Here is a 21621-nt window from a genome sequence, read left to right on the forward strand (position 1 = left end):
GGTTTTTGGACGGCAAGACGAAAGTCGTAGAACGGAAGAAAAATCTACGATCTTGCGCCGTTTCGAAAAGCTGTGCCGCGTCAGGCGCAGAGCTTAGGCGGGTAAAGGTCGATTCACCCCTCCGCCGCCGGCGCGCGCCGGATCAGCACCAGGGCCTCGTCTCCCGCAAGTGCGAAGTGCCCGTCCCGGGGCCTCTCGCCGCGCCGGCCGCCGGCGCTCGAGAGCAGCACCTCCCAGGGCGGTCCGCCCAATGCCTCTATGAGGCAAGTCTCGTGCCCGAAATTGAGGGCGACCCGGATCGCCTCGTCGCCGTGCAGGCGCTCGTAGACCAGGACGTCGCCGGAGACCGACACCACCCGGTAAGCGCCGATGCTGAGCGCCGGGTGCTCGCGCCGGAGCGCGATCAGGCGGCGGTGCAGGGTGAGGATCGAGCCGGAGTCGTCGCGCAGGCACTCGACGTTGCGGGTCTCGGATTCCGGGTCGAGGGGCAGCCACGGCTCGACGGTCGAGAAGCCGGCATGCGGCCCGGGCTGCCACTGCATCGGCGTGCGCTCCGGGTCGCGGCCGCGGCCGGGCTCGTTGTGCTCCCAGGGGTCGCGCACCCGCTCGGGCGGGATCGGCACGCGGCCTAAGCCGATCTCGTCGCCGTAATAGAGCGTCGGCGTGCCCCGCAGGGTGAGGAGCAGCACGGCGGCCACGCGCGCCTGCGCCTCGCCGACCCGCGCGGCGATGCGCGGCTGGTCGTGGTTGCCGAGGACCCAGTTCGGCCAGCCGCCCGGGGGCAGGGCCGCCTCGTACTCGGCGACCAGCTCCGCCACGGCTCGCGCGTTCCACGGCGTCTGGATCAGCTGGAAGTTGAACGGCAGGTGCGCGCCCGACAGCTCGACCCCGTAATACGCCACCAGCCGCTCCAGCGGCAGGTAGATCTCGCCGATCAGCACCCGGGCGTCGTACTCCTCCAGCACCGCCCGCATCCCGGCGATGACCTCCATCACCTCGGGCTGGTCGGCGGAATGGAGCTGGACCAGGGTGTTGATCTCCGGCTCGCCCGGCACGTAATCCGGGTTCGCCGGGTTGTCGCGGAGGAACTCGTCCTTCATCAGGTGCCAGATCACGTCGACCCGGAACCCGTCGACGCCGCGGTCGAGCCAGAAGCGCAGCACGTCCATCATCGCGGCGCGCACCTGCGGGTTGCGCCAGTTCAGGTCCGGCTGCTCGCGCAGGAAGGCGTGGTAGTAGTACTGCCCGGTCGCCGGATCGAGCGTCCAGGCCGGGCCGCCAAAATTGCTGATCCAGTTGTTCGGCGGTCCGCCGTCCGGGGCGGGGTCGCGCCAGATGTACCAGTCGCGCTTCGGGTTGTCGCACGAGGCGCGGGCCTCGCGGAACCACGGATGCTCCTGCGAGGTGTGGTTCGGCACGAAGTCCATGATGACGCGCAGGCGGCGCCGATGCGCCTCGGCCACCAGGGCGTCGAAATCGGCGAGCGTGCCGAAGAGCGGGTCGATGTCGCAGTAATCCGAGACGTCGTAGCCGTAATCGGCCATCGGCGAGCGGCAGACCGGCGACAGCCACAGGGCATCGACCCCGAGCCAGGCGAGGTAGTCGAGTCGCGCGGTCACGCCCCTCAGGTCGCCGACGCCGTCGCCGTTCGTGTCCTGGAACGAGCGCGGATAGACCTGGTAGACGACGCCGGCCTTCCACCACAGCTCGCCCGCCAGCAATCGCGCCGGCGATGCGGGAGAGGTGGCAGACTTCGCGTCCTCGGTCATGCTGGGCTCCCGGCGAGCGCTTCGTTGGGCGCGATGGAATTGGGCACTGGGGTTGAGCGGGCGGGCGGCCGTCGCTACATGGAGGTCAGCGGCGGTGCAGTGCGTGGAAGACGCGCCGTTGCGTCCGGTTCCCGCGCCCGCGTGCGCGAGGCTCCGAGCGTGGCGCGCCTGCATCACCGGCGGCCGCGACACCATGATGACACCGCCGGCGCGCCCGGGCAGGGCCGTCGCTGCGGGACCGATCCGCCGGACGGGCCGCTCACCGCGTCCGCGAGGCTGGACCGCGCGAGGTTAGACCGAAGGTGCAACCCTGCTCTGACGGTGGGTCCTTCCCCAAGGGCATCTTCTAACTCTAAGGTCCGGCATGCGGGCGGCGTGACGCGCGTTCACACTCGCTTCAGGCGGCTTCGCCAAAATCAAGTCTCGTTTCCGTGAGACGTGTCGGCACAGCAACACGCCGTCAATCGCGTGCTCAAGCTTGTCGTGGCGTCTCGACATCGCCGTTCCACAGCCACACGATGCTGCCGTGGCCGAAGGTTTGCTGCACAGCACGCGACGGTAGATCGCGCTGCAGCATCACGAGACCTGCGGTAGCGAAGGGGGTTCCCAAGTGCTGAACGAACTTATTCTGTCCGGTCGCCAGCGTGAAGAGAATCGGCAGGACGCGGCTCCGCGCGATGCCGAGGCGCCGCGCTCCTGGATGCCGCAGGCGGCGCCCGCCGCCCCCGCGGGCGACGAGGTCGCGGTGATGCGCGCCGCGATCCTGGCCAGGCTCGCCTACGGCTTGGGCAAGACGCCCGCGACCGCCCGCGACCGCGACTGGTTCGCGGCGACCGCGCTGGCGCTCCGCGACCGCGCCGTGGCCGCCGCCGCGATCACCGCCGGCACCGTGCCGGTGAAGCGCGTGCACTACCTCTCCCTCGAATTCCTGATCGGCCGCCTGCTCTCCGACGCGATGGGCAATCTCGGCGTCGCCGAGACCGTGCGCGAGGCCCTGGCCGGGCTGAACGTCGACCTCGACGCGGTGGCGGGCGCCGAGCCCGACGCGGCGCTCGGCAATGGCGGCCTCGGGCGGCTGGCCGCCTGCTTCATGGAGAGCATGGCGAGCCTCGCGATTCCCGCCTACGGCTACGGCATCCGCTACGATCACGGCCTGTTCCGGCAGGTGATCGAGGACGGCGTGCAGCGCGAGGTGCCGGAGACCTGGCTCTCCGAGGGCAACCCCTGGGAGTTCGAGCGGGCGGAGGCCGCCTGCGAGGTCGGCTTCGGCGGCGACGTCGCGATGAGCGTCCAGCCGGACGGGACCCTGCGCCGCGTCTGGCGCCCGGCCGAGACCGTGCGCGCCGTGCCCTACGACACCCCGGTGATCGGCCGCGGCGCCAAGCACGTCAACGCGCTGCGCCTCTGGGCCGCCCGCGCGCCCGAGGCGATCGACCTCGCCCGCTTCAATGCTGGCGACCATGTCGGGGCGGTCGCCGAGCGCGCCCGGGCCGAGGCGATCTCGCGGGTGCTCTATCCCAGCGACGGCACGCCGGCCGGCCAGGAGCTGCGCCTGCGCCAGGAATTCTTCTTCACCTCCGCCTCGCTGCAGGACCTGGTGCGCCGCCACGTCGCCGAGCGCGGCGACCTGCGCTCGCTGCCGGACCACGCGGCGATCCAGCTCAACGACACCCACCCGGCCATCGCCGTGCCGGAGCTGATGCGGCTCCTCGTCGACGTGCATGGCATGGCCTGGGAGGATGCCTGGCACGTCACCACCCAGACGCTCGGCTACACCAACCACACCCTGATGCCGGAGGCCCTGGAGACCTGGCCGGTGGAGCTGATGGAGCGGCTGCTGCCGCGCCACATGCAGATCATCTACCTGATCAACTGGATGCACCTGGAAGAAGTGTCGAAGCACGGCGCCTCGGTCGAGCAGCTCGCCGAGGTCTCGCTGATCGACGAGAGCCACGGCAAGCGGGTCCGGATGGGCCATCTCGCCTTCCTGGGCGCCCGGCGGGTCAACGGCGTCTCGGCGCTCCACACCGAGCTGATGCGCCAGACGGTGTTCGCGCCGCTCCACGCCCTCGACACCGACAAGATCGTCAACAAGACCAACGGCATCACCTTCCGGCGCTGGCTCCACAACGCCAATCCGGGCCTGACCCGGCTCGCCGTCGAGGCGGTCGGCGAGAGGGTGCTCGACGATCCGCGCCACCTCGAGGGGCTGGCGGCGCTCGCCGACGATGCCGGCTTCCAGGCGCGCTACGCGGCGGTGCGCCGCGAGCGCAAGGAGGCGCTCGCCCGCGTCGTCGAGGACCGCACCGGCATCACGCTCGATCCGGAGGCCTTGTTCGACGTCCAGATCAAGCGCATCCACGAGTACAAGCGCCAGCTCCTCAACATCCTGGAGACGGTGGCGCTCTACCAGGCGATCAAGGCCGAGCCGCACCGCGACTGGACGCCCCGGGTCAAGCTCTTCGCCGGCAAGGCGGCGCCGAGCTACCACCAGGCCAAGCTCATCATCCGGCTCGCCAGCGACGTCGCCAAGCGCGTCAACGCCGATCCGGACGTGGCGGGGCGCCTGACGGTCGCCTTCGTGCCGAACTACTCGGTGAGCCTGGCCGAGGCGATCATCCCGGCCGCCGACCTGTCGGAGCAGATCTCGACCGCCGGTCTCGAGGCCTCGGGCACCGGCAACATGAAGCTCGCTCTCAACGGCGCGCTCACCATCGGCACGCTCGACGGCGCCAACATCGAGATCAAGGACCATGTCGGTCCCGACAACATCTTCATCTTCGGCCTCGACGCGGCGGGCGTCCAGCGCGTCCAGTCCCAGCCGGGCTACGCCGCGCGCGCCATCGCGGCCTCGCCCCGGCTGCGCGGTGCCCTCGACATGATCTCTGCTGGCGGGTTCTCGCCCGGCGAGCCGGGCCGGTTCCGCCCGCTGGTCGACGAGCTCACCCACGGCGACCGCTTCCTGCTCACCGCCGATTTCGACGATTACTGGCGCGCCCAGCGCGCGGTCGACGCCGCCTGGCGCCGGCCGAAGACCTGGTGGCGCTCGGCGATCCTCAACACGGCGCGCACCGCGTGGTTCTCGTCGGACCGGACGATGCGGGAATACGCCGAGGAGATCTGGCGGGTGCGGGTGGGCTGAAGCGGCCTGATCCTCTGACGAAAAGAGAAACCCCGCGGTGCGAGCCGCGGGGTTGTCTTCTATGTGCAGATATACGAACCTGCTTGTTGCTGGCGACGTATGTCACGACTTATATTTGATCTGGTAAGTGTAGGTAGGGCGATTCTCCCCTCTCCCGTGTGGGAGAGGGGTCGGGGGTGAGGGTGACACGCTTCCGTGTAAAGGTCTGATCGTCGTGCTGGCAGCGTACCGACCTGATCCAGACTCAGAGCCATAGCACCCTCACCCCTACCGCTCTCCCACACGGGAGAGGGGATCCCGCGCTTTGTTGGTTTCAGAGCGGATCAAGCGGAATTCATCTGAAGCTAGCGTCGCTGCATGGCCGCGATGAACGGCTCCTTCAGCGATAGATACCGCTTCATGTCCAGGCTCTCGTCCGTGGCGATCTTCTGCTTGAACGCGCCGTAACGCTCACGTGCGGCGGGATCAGCCCGCAGCAGGTTGCGAAACGCAAGCACCTTCTGGGCGTCGGGATGATGCGCGGTGCAGACGTGCAGCTTGTGCGTTCGCACGCCGTTCACGTCCCGCTTGAAGAAGAGGTGATCGGGAGACAGATCACCGCCGCGCCGATAGCCCAGATCCGCGAGCGGCGAATCCCATTGCTGGGTGTCGGCGCCTTCACCGACCTCGGCGAGGATATCGATCTCCGGCTTGGCGACGAGGCCGGGCACAGCCGTGCTCCCGACGTGGTGAAGGGCGATAAGCCTGTCCGCGAACACCGCAGCGAGGCGCGCCGCCTCGTCCGCATACATCTGCGGCCATCGCGGATCATACGAGACGAGGGCGCTCGTGAGCGGCATGGCGCCGGCCCCGCTCACGCCGCCGGAATATACTGGTACGTCCAGGTCTCGCTCAGCGTCTCGTCCCCACGCCGCAGGAACAGCCGCAGTTCCACCGGATCCGCGCCCGCCACCGCGAGATCGAACTCGGCCCGCCAATGGCCGGGCACGTCGTCCGGCACCGCCTCGGTGCGGGCGAGCGGGAAGGTGCCGCGCGACGCGGTGAGCACCGGCTCCGGCTTCACCCCCGCCGGCAGGCGGCCGAGCGGCTCGCCCAGGAACTCGACCACGAACTTGCGCACACCCTTCGGCCGGTCGGTGCCGGCCTGGCCGCCATTGCCCTCGCGGGTGGCGACGACGCGGGCGAGGTTGCTCGGATAGGGCTCGTCCGCGACCCAGTGCAGGCGGTAGGCGAGATCGTGCGAGGACCCGGCGCGGGCGGGCTCACGGGGCACCCACATCGCCACCACGTTGTCGTGGATCTCGTCGTCGGTGGCGTTCTCGACCAGCTGGACGCTGCCCTTGCCCCAATCACCCAGGGGCTCGACCCAGAGCGAGGGCCGGCGGTCGTAATAGACGCCGTCCTGGTAGTGGTCGAACAGGCGGTCGCGCTGCATCAGCCCGAAGCCGCGCGGGCGCTCGTCGGAGAAGGCCGAGACCATGGTGCGGGGCGGGTTGCGCAGGGGCCGCCAGATCCGCTCGCCGGTGCCGGTCCAGAGCGCCAGGCCGTCCGAATCGTGCACCTCCGGGCGCCAGTCCACGGCGGTGGGCTTGGCGGTCTCGGAGAACCAGTACATCGAGGTGAGCGGCGCCAGGCCGAAGCGGCCGACATCCTTGCGCAGGTGCAGGCTCGCCTCGATGTCCATCACCACCGAACGGGTGCGGCGCATCCTGAAGCGGTAGGCGCCGGCGGCCGAGGGGCCGTCGAGGAGCGTCAGGACCGTGACGGTGTCGGAATCAGGCGCCGGGGTCTCGAACCAGACGTGGGTGAAGTCCGGGAACTCCTCCGGCCGGTCCGGCATCACGGTATCGAGGGCGAGCCCCCGCGCCGACAGGCCGTACTGGTAGAGCTCGCCGATCGCGCGGAAATACGAGGCGCCGAGAAAAGCGACCCAGTCGTTGCGGCGCCAGTCGAGGGGGCCGCCGCGGCGCTCCTGGAAGCGGAAGCCGGCGAAGCCCGGATTGGGCGGAAGGCGCCGTGCCGGCGAATCCGCCGGCATCTCGAAGGCGGCCGGGTCGTAGATGATCTCGCGCGCCTGGGCCCCCTCGACCACGTGCATCCGCACCGGCTTCTGGAAGTAGCGGCCGAGGTGAAAGAACGTGACCGGAAAGGCGCTCGGGCCCTCGGCCCAGAGCGCGTGGTCGGGCTTGTACTTCAGCTTGCCGTGGGCGTCGTAGTCGATCGCCTGCAAGACGTCGCGGTCGGGCACCGCCGGCGCCGCATAGGGCCGGGCGGCGAGGTCCCGCGCCCGCGCCTTGAGGGCGTCGAAGCTGAAGGCCTCGGGCTGGCCGAGGGGCAGCTCGGCGCTCAACGCCTGGCTCAACCCCTGGGGGCCGGAGCCGAGCAGGAGCGCGGCGCCGGCGAGCAGCGTGCGGCGGTCGATCATCCCTGCGCCCTCAGCGGATCGGCTCGATGCTGGTGGCCCGACGCCAGAGCTGGATCATGATGGAGAGGGCGAGGAGGCTGAACAGCACCATCAGCACGTGGCCGACCATGTCGCCGAGCTCGAAGATGCCGGCGAGCGCCCAGCCCGCCGCGATCGCCACCGCGAACACCTCGACGCCGACCAGCACCATGATGCTGAGGATGGTGACGAGGCTGCGGGGCTTGAGGGAACCTGATGCGGGCACGCGGCCTGACCCTTGTCGAGTGTGGCGGGGCGACGGGCGTGCGAAGCGCCTATCGTTTCATGGTTGCGGGCACTAGCCTGAACCGCGGGGCCGGCGCAACCGCGCGGACCCCCGCCCCGCCGTTTCGTCACCTCGTCCTAAGCCCAGAGTCGTCCAAGCGCCCCGATGCCCGAGACCCCCGTCTTCTCCCGCGCGGCTTGCGCGGCTCCCCACCACCTCGCGGCCGAGGCCGGCCGGGCGATCCTCGACGAGGGCGGCAACGCGCTCGAGGCGATGCTCGCCATGGCGGCGACCATTGCGGTGGTCTATCCGCACATGAACGGCCTCGGCGGCGACGGCTTCTGGCTGGTGCGCGGCCCGAACGGCGTCGTGCGGGCGATCGAGGCCTGCGGGCCGGCCGGCAGCCTCGCCACCATCCGGCGCTACCGCGACAAGGGCTACGACGCGATCCCCGAGCGCGGGCCGGACGCGGCGCTCACGGTGGCGGGCGCGGTCGGCGGCTGGGCGCTGGCCCACGGGATCGCCCGCGACCTCGGCGGGCGCCTGCCCCTCGACCTCATCCTCTCCGACGCGGTCCGGCACGCCCGCGAGGGCGTCGCGGTGTCGGCCTCCGAGGCGCGCTACGTGCCGAAGGAGCTCGACACGCTCCACGACCAGCCGGGTTTTCGCGAGACGTATCTCGTCGACGGCAAGCCGCCGAAGGCCGGGACCCTGCGCAGGCTGCCGGTGCTCGCCGCCACCCTGGAGCAGCTCGGCCATGCCGGGCTCGACGACTTCTACCGCGGCGATGTCGGCCGCGAGGTCGCCGCCGACCTCGAGCGGGCCGGGAGCCCGGTCACCCGCGCCGACATCGAGCGCTACCGGGCGGTGTCGCGGGCGCCGCTCTCGCTGAAGCTGTCGGGCGCCACGGTCTACAATTGCCCGCCGCCGAGCCAGGGCCTCGCGGCGCTCGTGATCCTCGGCCTCTACGAGCGCCTGGGCACCATCCGCCCCGAGACGGCGGCCCACTACCACGGGCTGATCGAGGCGACGAAGCGCGCCTTCCGGATCCGCGACGCGGTCGTCACCGATTTCGACCGCCTGCGCCACGACCCCGCGACCTTCCTGGCGCCGGAGCGCCTGGAGGCGGAGGCCGCGGCGATCCGGATGGACCGCGCGTCGCCCACCCCCGTGCGCCCGGTCGGCGACGGCGACACGGTGTGGATGGGGGCGATCGACGGCAACGGCGTCGCGGTGTCCTACATCCAGTCGGTCTACTGGGAGTTCGGCTCCGGCCTCGTCCTGCCGCGCACCGGCCTCACCTGGCAGAATCGCGGGGTCGCCTTCTCCCTCGATCCGAGCGCGGTCAACCCGCTGGAGCCGGGGCGGCGGCCGTTCCACACCCTCAACCCGGCGCTCGCGGTCCTCGCCGACGGGCGGGTGCTGTCCTACGGCAGCATGGGCGGCGACGGGCAGCCGCAATTCCAGGCCCAGCTCTTCACCCGCTACGCCCAGTACGGGATGGGCGTCGCCGAGGCGGTCGACGCACCGCGCTTCCTGTTCGGCCGCACCTGGGGCGCCGAATCGATGACCGTGAAGGTCGAGGACCGGTTCGAGTCCTCCTGCATCGCGGCGCTCGCGCGGATGGGGCACGAGGTCGAGGAACTGGGCGGGCCGTACATCGACTCGCTCGGCCATGCCGGCCTGCTGGTGCGCCATCCCGGCAACGGGCGGGTCGAGGCGACGCACGATCCGCGCTCGGATGGCGGGGCGGCGGGGGTGTAGGCCGCCCCGTCCGATCGGGCCGGCCCGAGGATCACCGCATCTCCCATCCGACGCGGGACGAGGGCGAAGCGATGTCGTGCAGCGCGTGGCCGGACGTGCGCCGCGAGAGCCTGTCTCGTCGGAGCTGGCCGTCGCATCGGCCGTCACGACCGCGGGGCGGTGAGGGTGCCGGCAATCGGGCCGTAGCGGCTGCGCCTTGCCAGAATATTGCGCGATGCTTTCGGGTCGTTCCTCACTTGTGAGGATGGCCCGCAGCCACACCTGAAGTCAAAGTTACCTCGTGGTGCAGACAAGGCCAGTCGCGACGCCGCCGTCAGTCCGACGGCCAACGCTCTCCACTGGATTGGAGGCGCCGTTCTCCACGAAGGGAGGCGGTCGATGAGCAGGATCAGGATCTTCTCGGTACTGGTATGTGGTGCGTTGACGATTCCCGTCGCCACGGCGAAGGCACAAGGGACGCTCGCACCCCAGCGGCCCACGCTGCCTCAGCAAGGACCGCGCTTCGGCACTCCCGGTGCCTTGCCGGGCGGGGGCGCGAAGGTCCCGCAGGTCCAGCCTACAGGCACATACAAGCCCGCCGGGCAAGATCGCTTGAACGCCCTCGCGCAAGAGAGGGAAAGAGCGAGGATCATCGGTCCGAGCTACAGGTATTAGTCATCACATCGAGATGCCGGAATCGTTCTGGCGAGGCCGGCATGCTTGGCACGACATTTCGAAGACATCCATTGATATCGACTATGGAGGTGATCAATCATGATGAAACTGCTGATCGCTGGCGCGTTCGCCGGCGCCGCGCTGTTCGGCTCGTCCGACACACAGGCGCAGACTCGCGTCGTCGCACCCAGGACCCCGCTGCCGAGCACCGGCAGCGCCTTCGCCGTCAAGAACGGCGGTGCCTTCGCCAACCAGGGCGGTATCGCGGCGCAGCCGGGAAGCGTGCGGGGTGGAAGCCTCATCGGTGAGAATACCGGGACATGGATCAAGAACAACAATGGGGCTGGTTTCAGAGGACGTTGAGCGTCACGGGCGGAGGCGCACGCATCGACCGGCTCCGGTTCCCGCCGGAGCGACCGGATCCGCTGCCCCGCAGGCGTCCCGAGACGCGAAGAGCCCGGCACCTCCCGGTGCCGGGCTCTTCGCGCGCCCTTCATCGCTCCCGTCTCAGCGCGGGGCGCGCTTGGCGAGGATGCGCTGCAGCGTGCGCCGGTGCATGTTGAGCCGGCGCGCCGTCTCGGAGACGTTGCGGCCGCACAGCTCGTAGACCCGCTGGATGTGCTCCCAGCGCACCCGGTCGGCCGACATCGGGTTCTCGGGCGGGTCGGCCCGCTCGCCCGGCTCGGCCATCAGGGTGCCGTGGATCTCGTCGGCGTCGGCGGGCTTCGCCAGGTAGTCGAAGGCGCCGAGCTTCACCGCGGTCACCGCGGTCGCGATGTTGCCGTAGCCGGTCAGGATGACGCCGCGGGCCTCGGGCCGGCGCTCCTTGAGGCGGGCGATCACGTCGAGGCCGTTGCCGTCGGCGAGCCGCATGTCGATCACCGCGAAGGCGGGCGGCTGCGCCTCGACCGCCGAGACGCCCTCGGCCACGCTCTCCGCCACGTGCACCCGGTAGCCGCGCGCCTCCATGGCCCGGGCCAGCCGGGTCGAGAACGGCTTGTCGTCGTCCACGATCAGCAGGCTGCGGTCGGCGTGGTTGAGGAGGGCGTCGCCCTCCGGGATGGTGCCGGCCGAGGCCTCCGGGCTGAGTGTTCCGTACTGCGTCATCAAACGACGCTCCTCCAGCTTTCAATCAGCAAGTTCAGAGCGTTATATAGGAACGTCGCGGCCCTGCGTCAGGGGTGCGGCCCCCGCCGTGCCCGGGTTTCGCCGGCCTTTCGCCTCCCTCTCGAAAACGTGACGCGGCCAGGCGATCCGCACCACCGCGCCGGTCGAGGGATCGACCGCGTTGGCGAGGACGAGCTGCGCGCCGGAGCGCTCGATCAACGTCTTGGCGATGAACAGCCCGAGGCCCAGCCCCGTCCCCCCAGCCGCCCCGGCCTTGGCGGCGCTGCGGGTGCTGACATAGGGCTCGCCCACCCGCAGCAGCACGTCCGGGGCGAAGCCCGGGCCGTCGTCGCGGATCTCGAGCGAGACCCGCTCCGCGCTCCAGCGCGCCTCGATCGCCACGCAGCTCTCCGCGAAGTCGACCGCGTTGTCGACGATGTTGCCGAGCCCGAACATCACCCCGGGATTGCGCCGGCAGGCCGGCTCCGGCCCGTCCCCCTTGGTCGTCACGTCGAGCACGATGCCGAGCGCGCGCTGGGGCGCCACCAGCTCCTCGACGAGGTGGCTCAAGGAGATGGTCTCGATGAAGCCGCCCTGGTCGGCGTCGAGCGAGGTGAGCTTGGACAGGATCCCGCGGCAGCGCTCGACCTGGTCGCGCAGCAGCGCCAGATCCTCCGCGACGCTCGGGCTCGCCGCGGGCCCGAGCTGCCGGTCGAGCTCCTTGGCCACCACCGTGATGGTGGCGAGCGGGGTGCCGAGCTCGTGGGCGGCCGCCGCCGCCAGCCCGTCGAGCTGCGACAGGTGCTGCTCGCGGGCGAGCACCAGCTCGGTGGCGGCCAGCGCCTGGGCGAGCTGGCGCGCCTCCTCGGCGACGCGCCAGGCGTAAACGCCCGTGAAAGCTGTTCCGAGCAGGATCGCGGTCCAGACGCCCGAGACGTACAGGAACGGCAGTTCGAGCGTCTCCCCGGAGAACCACGGCAGCGGCCGGTAGACGAGGGCGAGCAGCGTCGAGAGGCCCACCGCCAGGAGGCCGAGCGCCAGGGTGCGGGCCGGGGGGAGGGCGGTGGCGGAGATCAGGACGGGGGCGAGGAACAGGAGCGCGAACGGGTTCTGCAAGCCTCCGGTGAGGAAGAGCAGGGCGGCGAGCTGGATGATGTCGAAGGCCAGCAGCAGCGCCGCGGCGTCGTCGCTGAGCCGGTGGCTCGCCGGGTAGCGGATGCGAAGCGTGAGGTTGAGCCAGGACGAGGCCGCGATGACGAGGAAGCACCAGCCGAAGGGCAGGGGCAGGCCGAGCCCGAGATGGGCGCCGGCCACCGCGGCCCCCTGGCCGGCCACGGCGAGCCAGCGCAGCCGCACCAGGGTCTCGAGGCGCAGGTGGCGCGCGTCGCGCACCAGATCGGTCGGCGAGGTGTCGAACATGGCCGAGACGATAGTGCGGAGGAGCCCGCCGCCCAGGGCGGGGGGGCGGAAACCCTCCGCTATCCGGTGCGTTCTCCCTGTCCGTGCCGGCACCGGCTCGAGGCGGTCCTCCCGCCTTCGGGTCCGGTTTTCCGAAAAGCCGGCATGCTCGTGGGGGTTGCGGTAAAAAGGGCACAGTTCCACCTTTTGACAGCTTGGTTTTCCGTAGATGTTGCCCTTGAATACCGATACTCTATTGTCTGACTCCCTATCGAGTCAGGCGTCTCTCGGCGGCGGATGCGCGCGCCGCTGGGTCAATCGTGGACGGTGGCGTCATGGATCTCTCGTATTTCTGGTATGAAGCAGCGCACTGGATGTTGACGCCCGCCCGGGCGGCCGCCGACGCCACGCAGCTCGTGTTCAAAAATCCCGTCAACCCGATGACCTACACGCCCTATGGCCGGACCGTGACGGCGGCGTGCGAGATGTTCGAGCGAACCACGCGACGCTACGGCAAGCCGGCCTTCGGCCTGCCCACGACGGTCGTGGAGGGCATGACCGCCGAGGTCACCGAGCGGATCGTGTGGTCGAAGCCGTTCTGCCAGGTGATCAAGTTCGATCGCGCGCTGAAGCGCCCGCCGGCCCAGGCGCAGCCAAAGGTGCTCGTGGTGGCGCCGATGTCGGGCCACTACGCCACGCTGCTGCGCGGCACGGTCGAGGCGCTGCTGCCGGCCCACGAGGTGATGATCACCGACTGGATCGACGCCCGCATGGTGCCGCTCGAGGCCGGCCGCTTCGACCTCGACACCTACATTGACTACCTGATCGAGATGTTCCAGGCCTTCGGCCCGGACCTGCACGTGATCGCGGTGTGCCAGCCCTCGGTGCCGGTCTTCGCCGCGGTCGCCCGGATGGAGGCCGACGGCCTGCCCGGCGTGCCGACCTCGATGACCCTGATGGGCGGCCCGATCGACACCCGCCGCTCGCCCACCGCCGTGAACTGCCTCGCCGCCGAGCGCGGCTCGGAGTGGTTCAAGCGCAACTGCATCACCGTGGTGCCGCCGGGCTATCCGGGCACCTGGCGCGAGGTCTATCCGGGCTTCTTCCAGCTCTCCGGCTTCATGGGCATGAACCTCGACCGTCACCTGACGGCCCATTGGGACATGTTCAAGCACCTCGTGCGCCACGACGGCGACTCGGCCGAGAAGCACCGCGAGTTCTACGACGAGTACCTGTCGGTGATGGACCTGACGGCGGAGTTCTACCTCCAGACCGTCAACACCGTCTTCGTCGAGCACTCGCTGCCGAAGGGCGAGATGCGCCACCGCGGCGAGCGCGTCGACCCGACGGCGATCCGCCACTGCGCCATCATGGCGGTCGAGGGCGAGAAGGACGACATCTCGGGCGTCGGCCAGACCCTCGCGGCCCTCGACCTGACGACCAACCTGGCGGCGGAGCGCAAGCTCTACCACCTGCAGAAGGGCGTCGGCCATTACGGCGTCTTCAACGGCTCGCGCTTCCGCGCCCACATCGCGCCGCGCATCTCGGCCTTCATGCACGAGATGCAGGGCACGCAAGTCCTCGCCGACCTGCGCGAGGCGTCCTGAGCCGTCCCATCCGGCGCCGCCCCGGCGGCGCCGGCCCCTGAGCGACGCGTGTCGCCGGTCAACACACTGCGCGCCTGGCTCGCGAGCCTCCTCGCCGCCGCGCGACGAACGGGGGCGCTGACACGCCCGGTCCCTCCCGGCTACAAAGGCGGCATGCGAGTCGCGCTCCTGCGCCGGTCGGCGCCCGAACCCACCCACGTCACCGTCATCCACGCCGGCACCTGCTATCCGGTCGCCGTGCGCCGCCGGTCCGCCGCCCGGCGCATCACCCTGCGGGTCTCGAGCGCCACCGGCGAGATCGTCCTGACCCTGCCCGAGCGCACCGACCTCGCCGCCGCCCAGCGTTTCGCCGATTCGCACGGCGCCTGGATCGCCGCGCGCGTGGCGAAGCTGCCCGAGCGCGTCGCCTTCGTGCCGGGCGCGGTCGTGCCCCTGCGCGGCGTGCCGCACCGCATCCTGCACTGGTCGACCACGTCCGGCCCGACGACCGCCACCACGGCGCCGGACGGCGCGCCGGTGATCGCGGTCTCCTGCGGGCTGCCCCACGTGGCGCGCCGGGTGCGCGACTTCCTGGAAGCCGAGGCGCGCCGCGACCTGACGGCGGCGGTCGCCCGCCACGCCGGCGCGATCGGGCGGAATCCGAAGCGCCTGACCGTGCGCGACACCCGCAGCCGGTGGGGCTCGTGCTCGGCGGCCGGGCAGCTCAACTTCTCCTGGCGCCTGATCATGGCGCCGCCCTCCGTGCTCGACTACCTCGCCGCGCACGAGGTCGCGCACCTCTCTGAGATGAACCACTCGGACCGGTTCTGGCGCGTCGTCGCCGGGCTCTACCCGGATTACGAGGAGCCCGAGGCCTGGCTGAAGCGGCACGGCACCGAGCTGCACCGCTACGGCTGAGCGGGGGAAGCGTCAGCCCTTGGTGCGCACCACCACCACGCGTTCCGCCGGCCAGGCCGGGCGCGGATCGACGTGGCCGGGATAGAGGGTGCGGGGCGCCACGCTGTCGCAGAGCTCGCGCTGGCGCAGGATGATCTCGCCGTTCTCGCCCCGGCGCCGGATCACGCCGCCGTCGCGGCAGAAGCCGGCGATCTCCGCCGAGCGCGCGGCGCGGCGCCCGCGCGGGTTGCGCGCCACCGGCGGGTGCTCGATCGTCAGCGTCGCGTCCCGATTGAGCGAACGCTCGACATAGGTCGTCTCGCCGACCGGCAGCGGTTCCGCCGCGGCGGCACCGGCGGCGAGGACCAGGAGGGCGAGGGAGGTGGCGGCGCGTCTCATCGGGCGGCTCTCGCGAGGGGGGAGGGACGGTCGTGACGAAGATCGGTCTGCCCGGCGGGGCGAAGCGTTATGGACCGCAAAACCGTGTGAAACCACTAACAGGTGCCGATCGCGGGGGCGGCGGACCGTGTCATACAGCTAAGCCCGCATCCGCGCACGGGTTCCCGGTTGCGGCGCGATCGGGCGGTCCTCGGCTTGACAGCATCCCGGCCCCGTGGTCGGAACGCCCCGGACCGGCGGATGGCCGGGGCAGCGGAGCGGTGAGCGGCGTGGGAGACAGCTTGCAACGGATCGGACGCCGGGTGCGGGCCGCCAGCCTCGGACTCGCGCTCGGCTTAGGGTGGGGGCTGGCCCTGCCGGCCTCCGGTGCCCTGGCGCAGGGCGCGGTGAAGCAGAGCTTCGACGACTGGCAGCTGCGCTGCGAGACGCCCGCCGGGGCCAAGGCCGAGCAATGCGCCCTGGTGCAGTACGTCGCCGCCGAGGACCGGCCGAATCTCTCGCTGGTCGTGATCGTGCTGAAGACCGCCGACAACCGCGGCACGCTGCTCAGGGTCGTGGCGCCGCTCGGCGTGCTCCTGCCCTCGGGCCTCGGCCTCAAGGTCGACCAGGCGGAGATCGGCCGCACCTCGTTCGTGCGCTGCCTCTCCACCGGATGCGTCGCCGAGGTGGTGATGGACGACAAGCTCATCACCCAGCTCAAGACCGGCCAGCAGGCCACCTTCATCGTCTTCCAGACGCCCGAGGAGGGGGTGGGCATCCCGCTCTCCCTCAAGGGGTTCAAGGAAGGCTTCGACAGCCTGAAGTGATGGACGATCGGGAGAGGACCGTGACGGCTCGTTGTCTCCTCAGCCTCGCCGTGGCGCTGGCGGCGCTCGCATCCCCCGTGCGGGCCCAGACCGCCGCGCCGCAGGACGACGGCAACCCCCTCATCAACATCTTCAAGTACGGCGGCACCACCAAGCCGCCGGAGGCGCCGCCGAACCTCGACGACGTCTACTGCCCGCTCATCGACATCACCGAGGGCGGCTCCTCGCTGCAGACCATGGCGGGCGGCGCGGTGCGGACGCAGATCCGCCTCGGCCAGATCAGCCGCGCGTGCCGGCCGTCGCCGGACGGCAGCACGGTGGTGACCGTCGGCGTGCAGGGCGTGGTCCTGCTCGGGCCCGGCGGCGCCCCCGGTCGCTTCGCCGCCCCGGTCACCGTCACGGTGAAGAACGGCACGCAGGTCATCGCCCGGCGCTCCCACCAGGGCGTGGCGACGATTTCCCCGGGCCAGGCCAGCGGCACCTTCACGGTGGTGGAGGAGGGCTTCACCGTGCCGGCCGCCCTGGCGAAGGACTTCGAGATCGAGGTCGGCCTCGGCGCCGCGTCGAAGCCCGCGCGGGCACCCCGGCGCAAGCCCGCCGCCGCCGCGCCGCCGGCCGACGGTTGACCGCGCGGTCGGCGCCGGCGGCCTGCCGCATCATACCCTGCGCGGACGATCCGGACTTCACCCGCGAGCTGATCCCCGGGCGGCCCACGGCCGGGCGCTGGCTCGCCCTCGATTACGCCCTCGACCGCTTCGCCGACCCGGTGCGGCCGCTGCTGCGCTTCGCGCGGGCCGACGGCGCCCACGAGGACGCGCTGCTGCCGGGCCCGGTGCTCGGGCGCGCCGCCTGGCTCGGGCCGGTGCCGCCCGGCACCGAGCACATCCTCCTCGCCGCCCCCGCGCAGGGCTTCCGGATCGAGGCCGCGCGGCTCCTCTCCCGCACGGCCGTGCTCGCCCTCTGCGCCCGCCGGCGCCCGGACAAGCTGCCGGTGGCGCTCTACCAGTGGCTGCGCCGCGACGCGCGCCGCCTGCGCAACACCCTGCGCATCGCCGCGGGCGTGCGGCCGCTCGCGCACTACGCCGCCTGGAAGGCGGAGCGCGCGCGGCCCTTCGAACCCGCCCTCGACCGGGTGCCGGCCGGGCCGCTGCCGCGCCTCGGCCTGATCCTGGAGGCGGCGCCCGGGGAGGCGGAGGCGGTGCGTCGCAGCCTCGCGGCTCTTCTGGCCCAGACCCACCGCGACTGGCGCCTGTCCCTGCGCTGGCAGGGGCCGGCGCCCGCCGGGCTCCCCGCCGATCCGCGGATCTCCGCCGGCGCCTCGCCGGACGGGATCGCGGTCGGCCATCTGCGCCCCGGCGACGTGCTGGCGCCGGACGCGCTGACCCACCTCGCCGCCGCCTTCGCGGGGGCCGAGCCGGCCGAGCTGGCCTATGCCGACAGCGAGACCGACACGGCCGAGGGCCTGCGCCCGAGCCTCAAGCCGGGCTGGAGTCCCGACCTCGCCCTGACGACCCTCTATCCCGGACGGCCGCTCCTCGTCGCGGCGGACCTCGCCGCCCGGGTCGGCTGGGAGCCGGGGCAGGGCGCCCGGGCGCTCCTGCTCGCCGCGACCCTGGCGGGTCCGGCGCGGGTGCGCCGCATTCCCCGCATCCTCTGCCGCACGGTTCCCGACGCGCCGGATCCCGACGGTCACGCCGCCGCGCTCGAGGCGGCCCTGCGCCGGGCGGGCGGACCCGCCGCGCCGGTGCGGACGGGCGATGCGCTCGACCTCGACTGGCCGCTGCCCGGGCCGGCGCCCCTGGTCTCGATCGTCATCCCGACCCGCGACCGGCCGGACCTGCTGCGCGTCGCGGTCCGGGGCGTCCTGCACGACACCGCCTATCCGGCGCTGGAACTCGTCATCGTCGACAACGGCTCCACCGATCCGGCGGTCGCCGACCTCTACGCCGAGTGGGAATCCGATCCCCGCGTGCGCCGCCTCGACCGGCCCGGCCCGTTCAACTTCTCGCGCCTCGTCAACGACGGAGCGGCGGCGAGCCGCGGCGCGGTCCTGGTGCTCCTCAACAACGACGTCGAGGTGCTGCATCCCGACTGGCTCGCCGCGATGGTGCGCCAGGCCCTGCGGCCGGAGGTCGGCGCCGTCGGGGCCAAGCTCCTGTTCGGCAACGGCCGGATCCAGCATGCCGGCGTCGTGGTCGGGCTCGGCGGCCGGGCCGGGCACATCCTGCGCAACCGCCCGGCCGACGCCCCGGGCCATCTCGGCCGGCTCACCGTGGCCCACGAGGTCGCGGGCGTCACCGCCGCCTGCCTGGCGGTGGCGCGGGAGAAGTTCGAGGCGGTCGGCGGCCTCGACGCCGAGGCGTTCCCGGTCGACTTCAACGACATCGACCTCTGCCTGCGTCTCGGCGCCCGGGGCTGGAAGGCGGTCTGGACCCCGCGGGCGGTGCTCGCCCATCACGAATCGGTCAGCCGCGGCCCGAGCGTCGGACCGGCGCGGATCCGGTTCGACGCGGAAGGAGACCGCTTCGCCGCGCGCTGGCGGGCGATGATCCGGGACGACCCCTATTATCACCCGGCCTTCTCGGTCACGACCTTCGGGGAGGAGCTGGAATGAGGCTCCCGCCTCACCCGGCCCTCGATCCCTTGCGCTTCACGGACGGACAGCCCGGTCCCGTCCGGCGCTGGCTCCTGCGCCTGCTCCTCGCGGCCCGGCGCCCGGGCGAGGCCTGGGCGGTCCTGCGCGCGGCGCTCGCCGGCAAGCGGGTGCGGGCGCGCGACCGGGCCGCGATCCTCTGGGGCGCCCGCCACGCGCTTGCGGTGCCGCCGCTCCCAGGGGGCGAGCCGGAGACGGTTGCCAGCCTTCGCGTCGCCGCGCCTGCCGCGATCGTGGCGGAGGGACTGGGATCCGTCGCCATCGTGGTGCTGACCGCGCCCGGTCACGGATTGCTGCCCGGGGCGCCCACCGCCATCGCGGAGGCTTTCGCGGCCGATCCCGACCTCGGTGCCCTCTACGGCGACGCCGTCGTGCTCGGGCCGGGGGCGAGGCCGTGGCTGCCGGTGCTGCGCCCGGCCTTCGACCCCGACTACCTGCTCGCCGCCGACTATGTCGGTCCGGTGGTCGCGGTTCGCCGGGCGGTGCTCGACCGGCTCGGGCTCGATCCGTCCCTGCCCGGCGCCGAAATCCCGGACCTGCTCCTGCGGCTCGCGGCGGAGGGCAGACGGGTCCGGCACCTGCCCCGTCCGCTCTCGACCTGGGCGCCACTCGAGGCCGCGCCGCCCGAGGACGGGGTGCGGTCGCGCGCGCTCCTCGCCGCGCGCCACCGCGGCGGCCCGGGCCGGGTCGAGGCGGCGGGCGGCATCCTCGCCCTACGCCGCGACCTCGCCGACCCGCCGCTCGCGACGCTAATCATCCCGACCCGCGACCGGGTCGAGCTCCTGCGCGCCTGCATCGAGAGCCTGCGCGCCCACACCGACTGGCCGTCCCTCGAGATCGTCGTCTGCGACAACGACAGCCGCCATCCGCGCACGCTGGCCTATTTCCAGCACCTCGCCCGCGAGGGCGTGCGGGTGCTGCCCTGCCCCGGCCCGTTCGACTTCGCGGCGATGAACAACCGGGCCGCCGCCGAGGCGGGCGGCGGGCTCCTGGTCTTCGTCAACAACGACGTGGTGGCGTTTCGCGACGACTGGTTGCGCCGGATGGCCGAGGAAGCCCTGCGGCCGGAGGTCGGCGCGGTGGGCGCGAAGCTCCTCGACGGGCGTGGGCGGATCCAGCACGGCGGCATCGTGCTCGGCACCGGTGGTCTCGTCACCCATGCCCACCGCCACTTTCCCGGCACGGCGCCCGGCTACCTCGCCCGCCTGCGGGCGACGCACCGGGTCTCCGCCGTCACGGCGGCCTGCCTCGCCGTCGAGGCGCGCAAGTTCCGGGCGGTCGGCGGCTTCGACGCGCAAGCCTTCGCGGTCGACTTCAACGACGTCGACCTCTGCCTGCGGCTGGAGGCCGCCGGCCACCGCACCCTGATGGTGCCCGGCGCGGCCCTGCACCACCACGAGGCGGCGAGCCGGCGCTGGACCCCGGAGGCGCGCGAGCGCCACGAGGGCGAGGTGGCGCGCTTGCGGGCGCGGTGGGGGAAGAGGCTCGACGCCGATCCCTGGTACCACCCCGGCTTCGACCCGCGGGCGGGGACCTACACGCGATTGCGGGCGTGGGAGGGCGCGGCGCCGCGCTGAACCCCGGCTCGCCCGCCGAACCCACGACCGGCGTGGCGGAATGAGAACGGGGCCGCCTCCCCCCGGAAACGGCCCCGCCCTCATCGCATCCCGATCCGGCGCGAGCCGGAGCGCGTCACTGCACGAGCCGCGGCCCGCCGGTCTGCACCTTCTCGTTCTCGCCCAGGATGCCGAGGCGGCGGGCCACCTCGGAATAGGCCTCGATCAGGCCGCCGAGATCCTTGCGGAAGCGGTCCTTGTCGAGCTTGTCCTGGCTCTTGATGTCCCACAGGCGGCAGGAATCCGGGGAGATCTCGTCGGCGACGACGATGCGCATCATGTCGCCCTCCCAGAGCCGGCCGGTCTCCATCTTGAAGTCGACGAGGCGGATGCCGACGCCGAGGAAGAGGCCGGACATGAAGTCGTTGACCCGGATGGCCAGCGCCATGATGTCGTCGATCTCCTGCGGCGTGGCCCAGCCGAAGGCGGTGATGTGCTCCTCCGACACCATCGGGTCGTTGAGCTGGTCGTTCTTGTAGTAGAACTCGATGATCGAGCGCGGGAGCTGCGTGCCCTCCTCCAGGCCCAGCCGCGTCGCCAGCGAACCGGCCGCCACGTTGCGCACCACCACCTCGAGCGGGATGATCTCGACCTCGCGGATCAGCTGCTCGCGCATGTTGAGCCGGCGGATGAAGTGCGTCGGCACGCCGATGTCGTTGAGGTGCTGGAAGACGAACTCGGAGATCCGGTTGTTCAGCACGCCCTTGCCGTCGATCACCTCGTGCTTCTTGGCGTTGAAGGCGGTCGCGTCATCCTTGAAGTGCTGGATGAGCGTGCCGGGCTCGGGACCCTCGTAGAGGACCTTCGCCTTGCCCTCGTAGATGCGACGGCGGCGATTCATAGGCGTGTACCGTGGTTTGAGGAAGTCCATGGGGCCGAGGCTCCTGACGACGTGTGGGACCCGCGGCGCGGCGACCTCTGAGGAGAAGGTCGGGCCGAGGGACGCGTCGATCCGGGGCGTCCCGGCGGCCAGGGGCAAATTACCCGAACCGCGAAGGCAGCACAACGCGTTAGCCGGAACGCCCGGGATGGGCCCGGCCGCCGCTGCGGTGAGTTGCGGTCGTTGGTCGCGCCGATATGCGCATGGGTCGGCCGCGATGCAAGCGTGGCGGGAAGGGGCGGCATGTCGCGGGCGCGCGGGCGGCGCCTCGACGGCGGCCT

General features: G+C 71.8%; 17 protein-coding genes. 9 read left to right on the forward strand and 8 right to left on the reverse strand.

The annotated features are described in order from the left end of the window. Positions 1-113: 113 nt before the first annotated feature. Positions 114-1718, reverse strand: a complete 1605-nt coding sequence (locus DK419_RS05155) for an alpha-amylase family glycosyl hydrolase (protein WP_109962134.1) — start codon at positions 1716-1718, stop codon at positions 114-116. Between the two features lie 661 nt (positions 1719-2379). On the opposite strand from DK419_RS05155, the gene DK419_RS05160 reads away from it, so the two are divergent. Beyond that, the gene (locus DK419_RS05160; RefSeq protein WP_425352633.1) at positions 2380-4911 is read left to right on the forward strand and encodes a glycogen/starch/alpha-glucan phosphorylase; all 2532 of its coding nucleotides are present in this window, start codon (positions 2380-2382) and stop codon (positions 4909-4911) included. A gap of 344 nt (positions 4912-5255) precedes the next feature. Here DK419_RS05160 and DK419_RS05165 read toward each other — a convergent pair whose 3' ends face one another. From DK419_RS05165 to DK419_RS05175, 3 genes are read right to left on the reverse strand one after another with little or no spacing between them, the layout of a single operon-like run. Continuing rightward, positions 5256-5750 carry a GrpB family protein gene (locus DK419_RS05165; RefSeq protein ID WP_109962135.1) on the reverse strand — a complete coding sequence of 165 codons (495 nt, stop codon included), beginning with the start codon at positions 5748-5750 and terminating at the stop codon, positions 5256-5258. A gap of 14 nt (positions 5751-5764) precedes the next feature. Beyond that, complete coding sequence (locus DK419_RS05170; RefSeq protein WP_109958143.1) at positions 5765-7336, reverse strand: OpgD/OpgG family glucan biosynthesis protein; 1572 nt, start codon at positions 7334-7336, stop codon at positions 5765-5767. Between the two features lie 10 nt (positions 7337-7346). Beyond that, positions 7347-7526 carry a hypothetical protein gene (locus DK419_RS05175; RefSeq protein WP_167450858.1) on the reverse strand — a complete coding sequence of 60 codons (180 nt, stop codon included), beginning with the start codon at positions 7524-7526 and terminating at the stop codon, positions 7347-7349. Between the two features lie 219 nt (positions 7527-7745). Here DK419_RS05175 and DK419_RS05180 point away from each other — a divergent pair, with 219 nt between their 5' ends. Together DK419_RS05180 and DK419_RS28525 are read left to right on the forward strand one after the other, a co-directional pair. Beyond that, positions 7746-9344, forward strand: coding sequence for a gamma-glutamyltransferase family protein (locus DK419_RS05180; protein WP_109958145.1), 1599 nt, complete (start codon positions 7746-7748; stop codon positions 9342-9344). Positions 9345-10097: 753 nt separating this feature from the next. Continuing rightward, a complete protein-coding gene (locus tag DK419_RS28525; protein WP_162561152.1) occupies positions 10098-10361 on the forward strand; it encodes a hypothetical protein in 264 nt (87 codons plus the stop codon). A 144-nt stretch (positions 10362-10505) separates the two neighbouring features. Here the strand turns inward: DK419_RS28525 and DK419_RS05185 are convergent, their stop codons facing one another. Beyond that, positions 10506-11105, reverse strand: a complete 600-nt coding sequence (locus tag DK419_RS05185) for an ActR/PrrA/RegA family redox response regulator transcription factor (protein WP_109958146.1) — start codon at positions 11103-11105, stop codon at positions 10506-10508. Between the two features lie 42 nt (positions 11106-11147). Beyond that, entirely contained in the window at positions 11148-12524 is a 1377-nt protein-coding gene (locus DK419_RS05190) for an ActS/PrrB/RegB family redox-sensitive histidine kinase (RefSeq protein ID WP_109958147.1), read from the reverse strand. A gap of 314 nt (positions 12525-12838) precedes the next feature. On the opposite strand from DK419_RS05190, the gene DK419_RS05195 reads away from it, so the two are divergent. Together DK419_RS05195 and DK419_RS05200 are read left to right on the forward strand one after the other, a co-directional pair. Continuing rightward, on the forward strand, positions 12839-14110 hold the full coding sequence (locus DK419_RS05195) for a polyhydroxyalkanoate depolymerase (protein WP_109958148.1): 1272 nt from the start codon (positions 12839-12841) through the stop codon (positions 14108-14110). Positions 14111-14263: 153 nt separating this feature from the next. After that, entirely contained in the window at positions 14264-15007 is a 744-nt protein-coding gene (locus DK419_RS05200; RefSeq protein ID WP_109958149.1) for a M48 family metallopeptidase, read from the forward strand. A gap of 12 nt (positions 15008-15019) precedes the next feature. On the opposite strand, the gene DK419_RS05205 is transcribed toward DK419_RS05200, so the two are convergent. After that, positions 15020-15385 carry a hypothetical protein gene (locus DK419_RS05205; protein ID WP_109958150.1) on the reverse strand — a complete coding sequence of 122 codons (366 nt, stop codon included), beginning with the start codon at positions 15383-15385 and terminating at the stop codon, positions 15020-15022. 281 nt (positions 15386-15666) lie between these two features. On the opposite strand from DK419_RS05205, the gene DK419_RS05210 reads away from it, so the two are divergent. Genes DK419_RS05210 through DK419_RS05225 form a run of 4 tightly spaced genes read left to right on the forward strand, consistent with a single transcriptional unit; the run spans position 15667 to position 20421 of the window. Next, entirely contained in the window at positions 15667-16191 is a 525-nt protein-coding gene (locus DK419_RS05210) for an invasion associated locus B family protein (RefSeq protein WP_425352634.1), read from the forward strand. Positions 16192-16211: 20 nt separating this feature from the next. Continuing rightward, positions 16212-16817, forward strand: a complete 606-nt coding sequence (locus DK419_RS05215) for a hypothetical protein (protein WP_245442835.1) — start codon at positions 16212-16214, stop codon at positions 16815-16817. Next, the gene (locus DK419_RS05220; protein WP_245442836.1) at positions 16814-18805 is read left to right on the forward strand and encodes a glycosyltransferase family 2 protein; all 1992 of its coding nucleotides are present in this window, start codon (positions 16814-16816) and stop codon (positions 18803-18805) included. Before DK419_RS05215 ends, DK419_RS05220 begins: the two co-directional genes overlap by 4 nt. Next, positions 18802-20421: a glycosyltransferase family 2 protein gene (locus DK419_RS05225; protein WP_109958153.1), complete on the forward strand. Its 1620-nt coding sequence runs from the start codon at positions 18802-18804 to the stop codon at positions 20419-20421. Before DK419_RS05220 ends, DK419_RS05225 begins: the two co-directional genes overlap by 4 nt. Before the next feature lie 115 nt (positions 20422-20536). Here the strand turns inward: DK419_RS05225 and purC are convergent, their stop codons facing one another. Beyond that, positions 20537-21331 (reverse strand): phosphoribosylaminoimidazolesuccinocarboxamide synthase, encoded by a 795-nt coding sequence (purC, locus tag DK419_RS05230; RefSeq protein ID WP_048429422.1) that lies wholly within the window; start codon positions 21329-21331, stop codon positions 20537-20539. Positions 21332-21621 lie beyond the last annotated feature (290 nt).

Source organism: Methylobacterium terrae (assembly GCF_003173755.1).
GTDB lineage: Bacteria > Pseudomonadota > Alphaproteobacteria > Rhizobiales > Beijerinckiaceae > Methylobacterium > Methylobacterium terrae.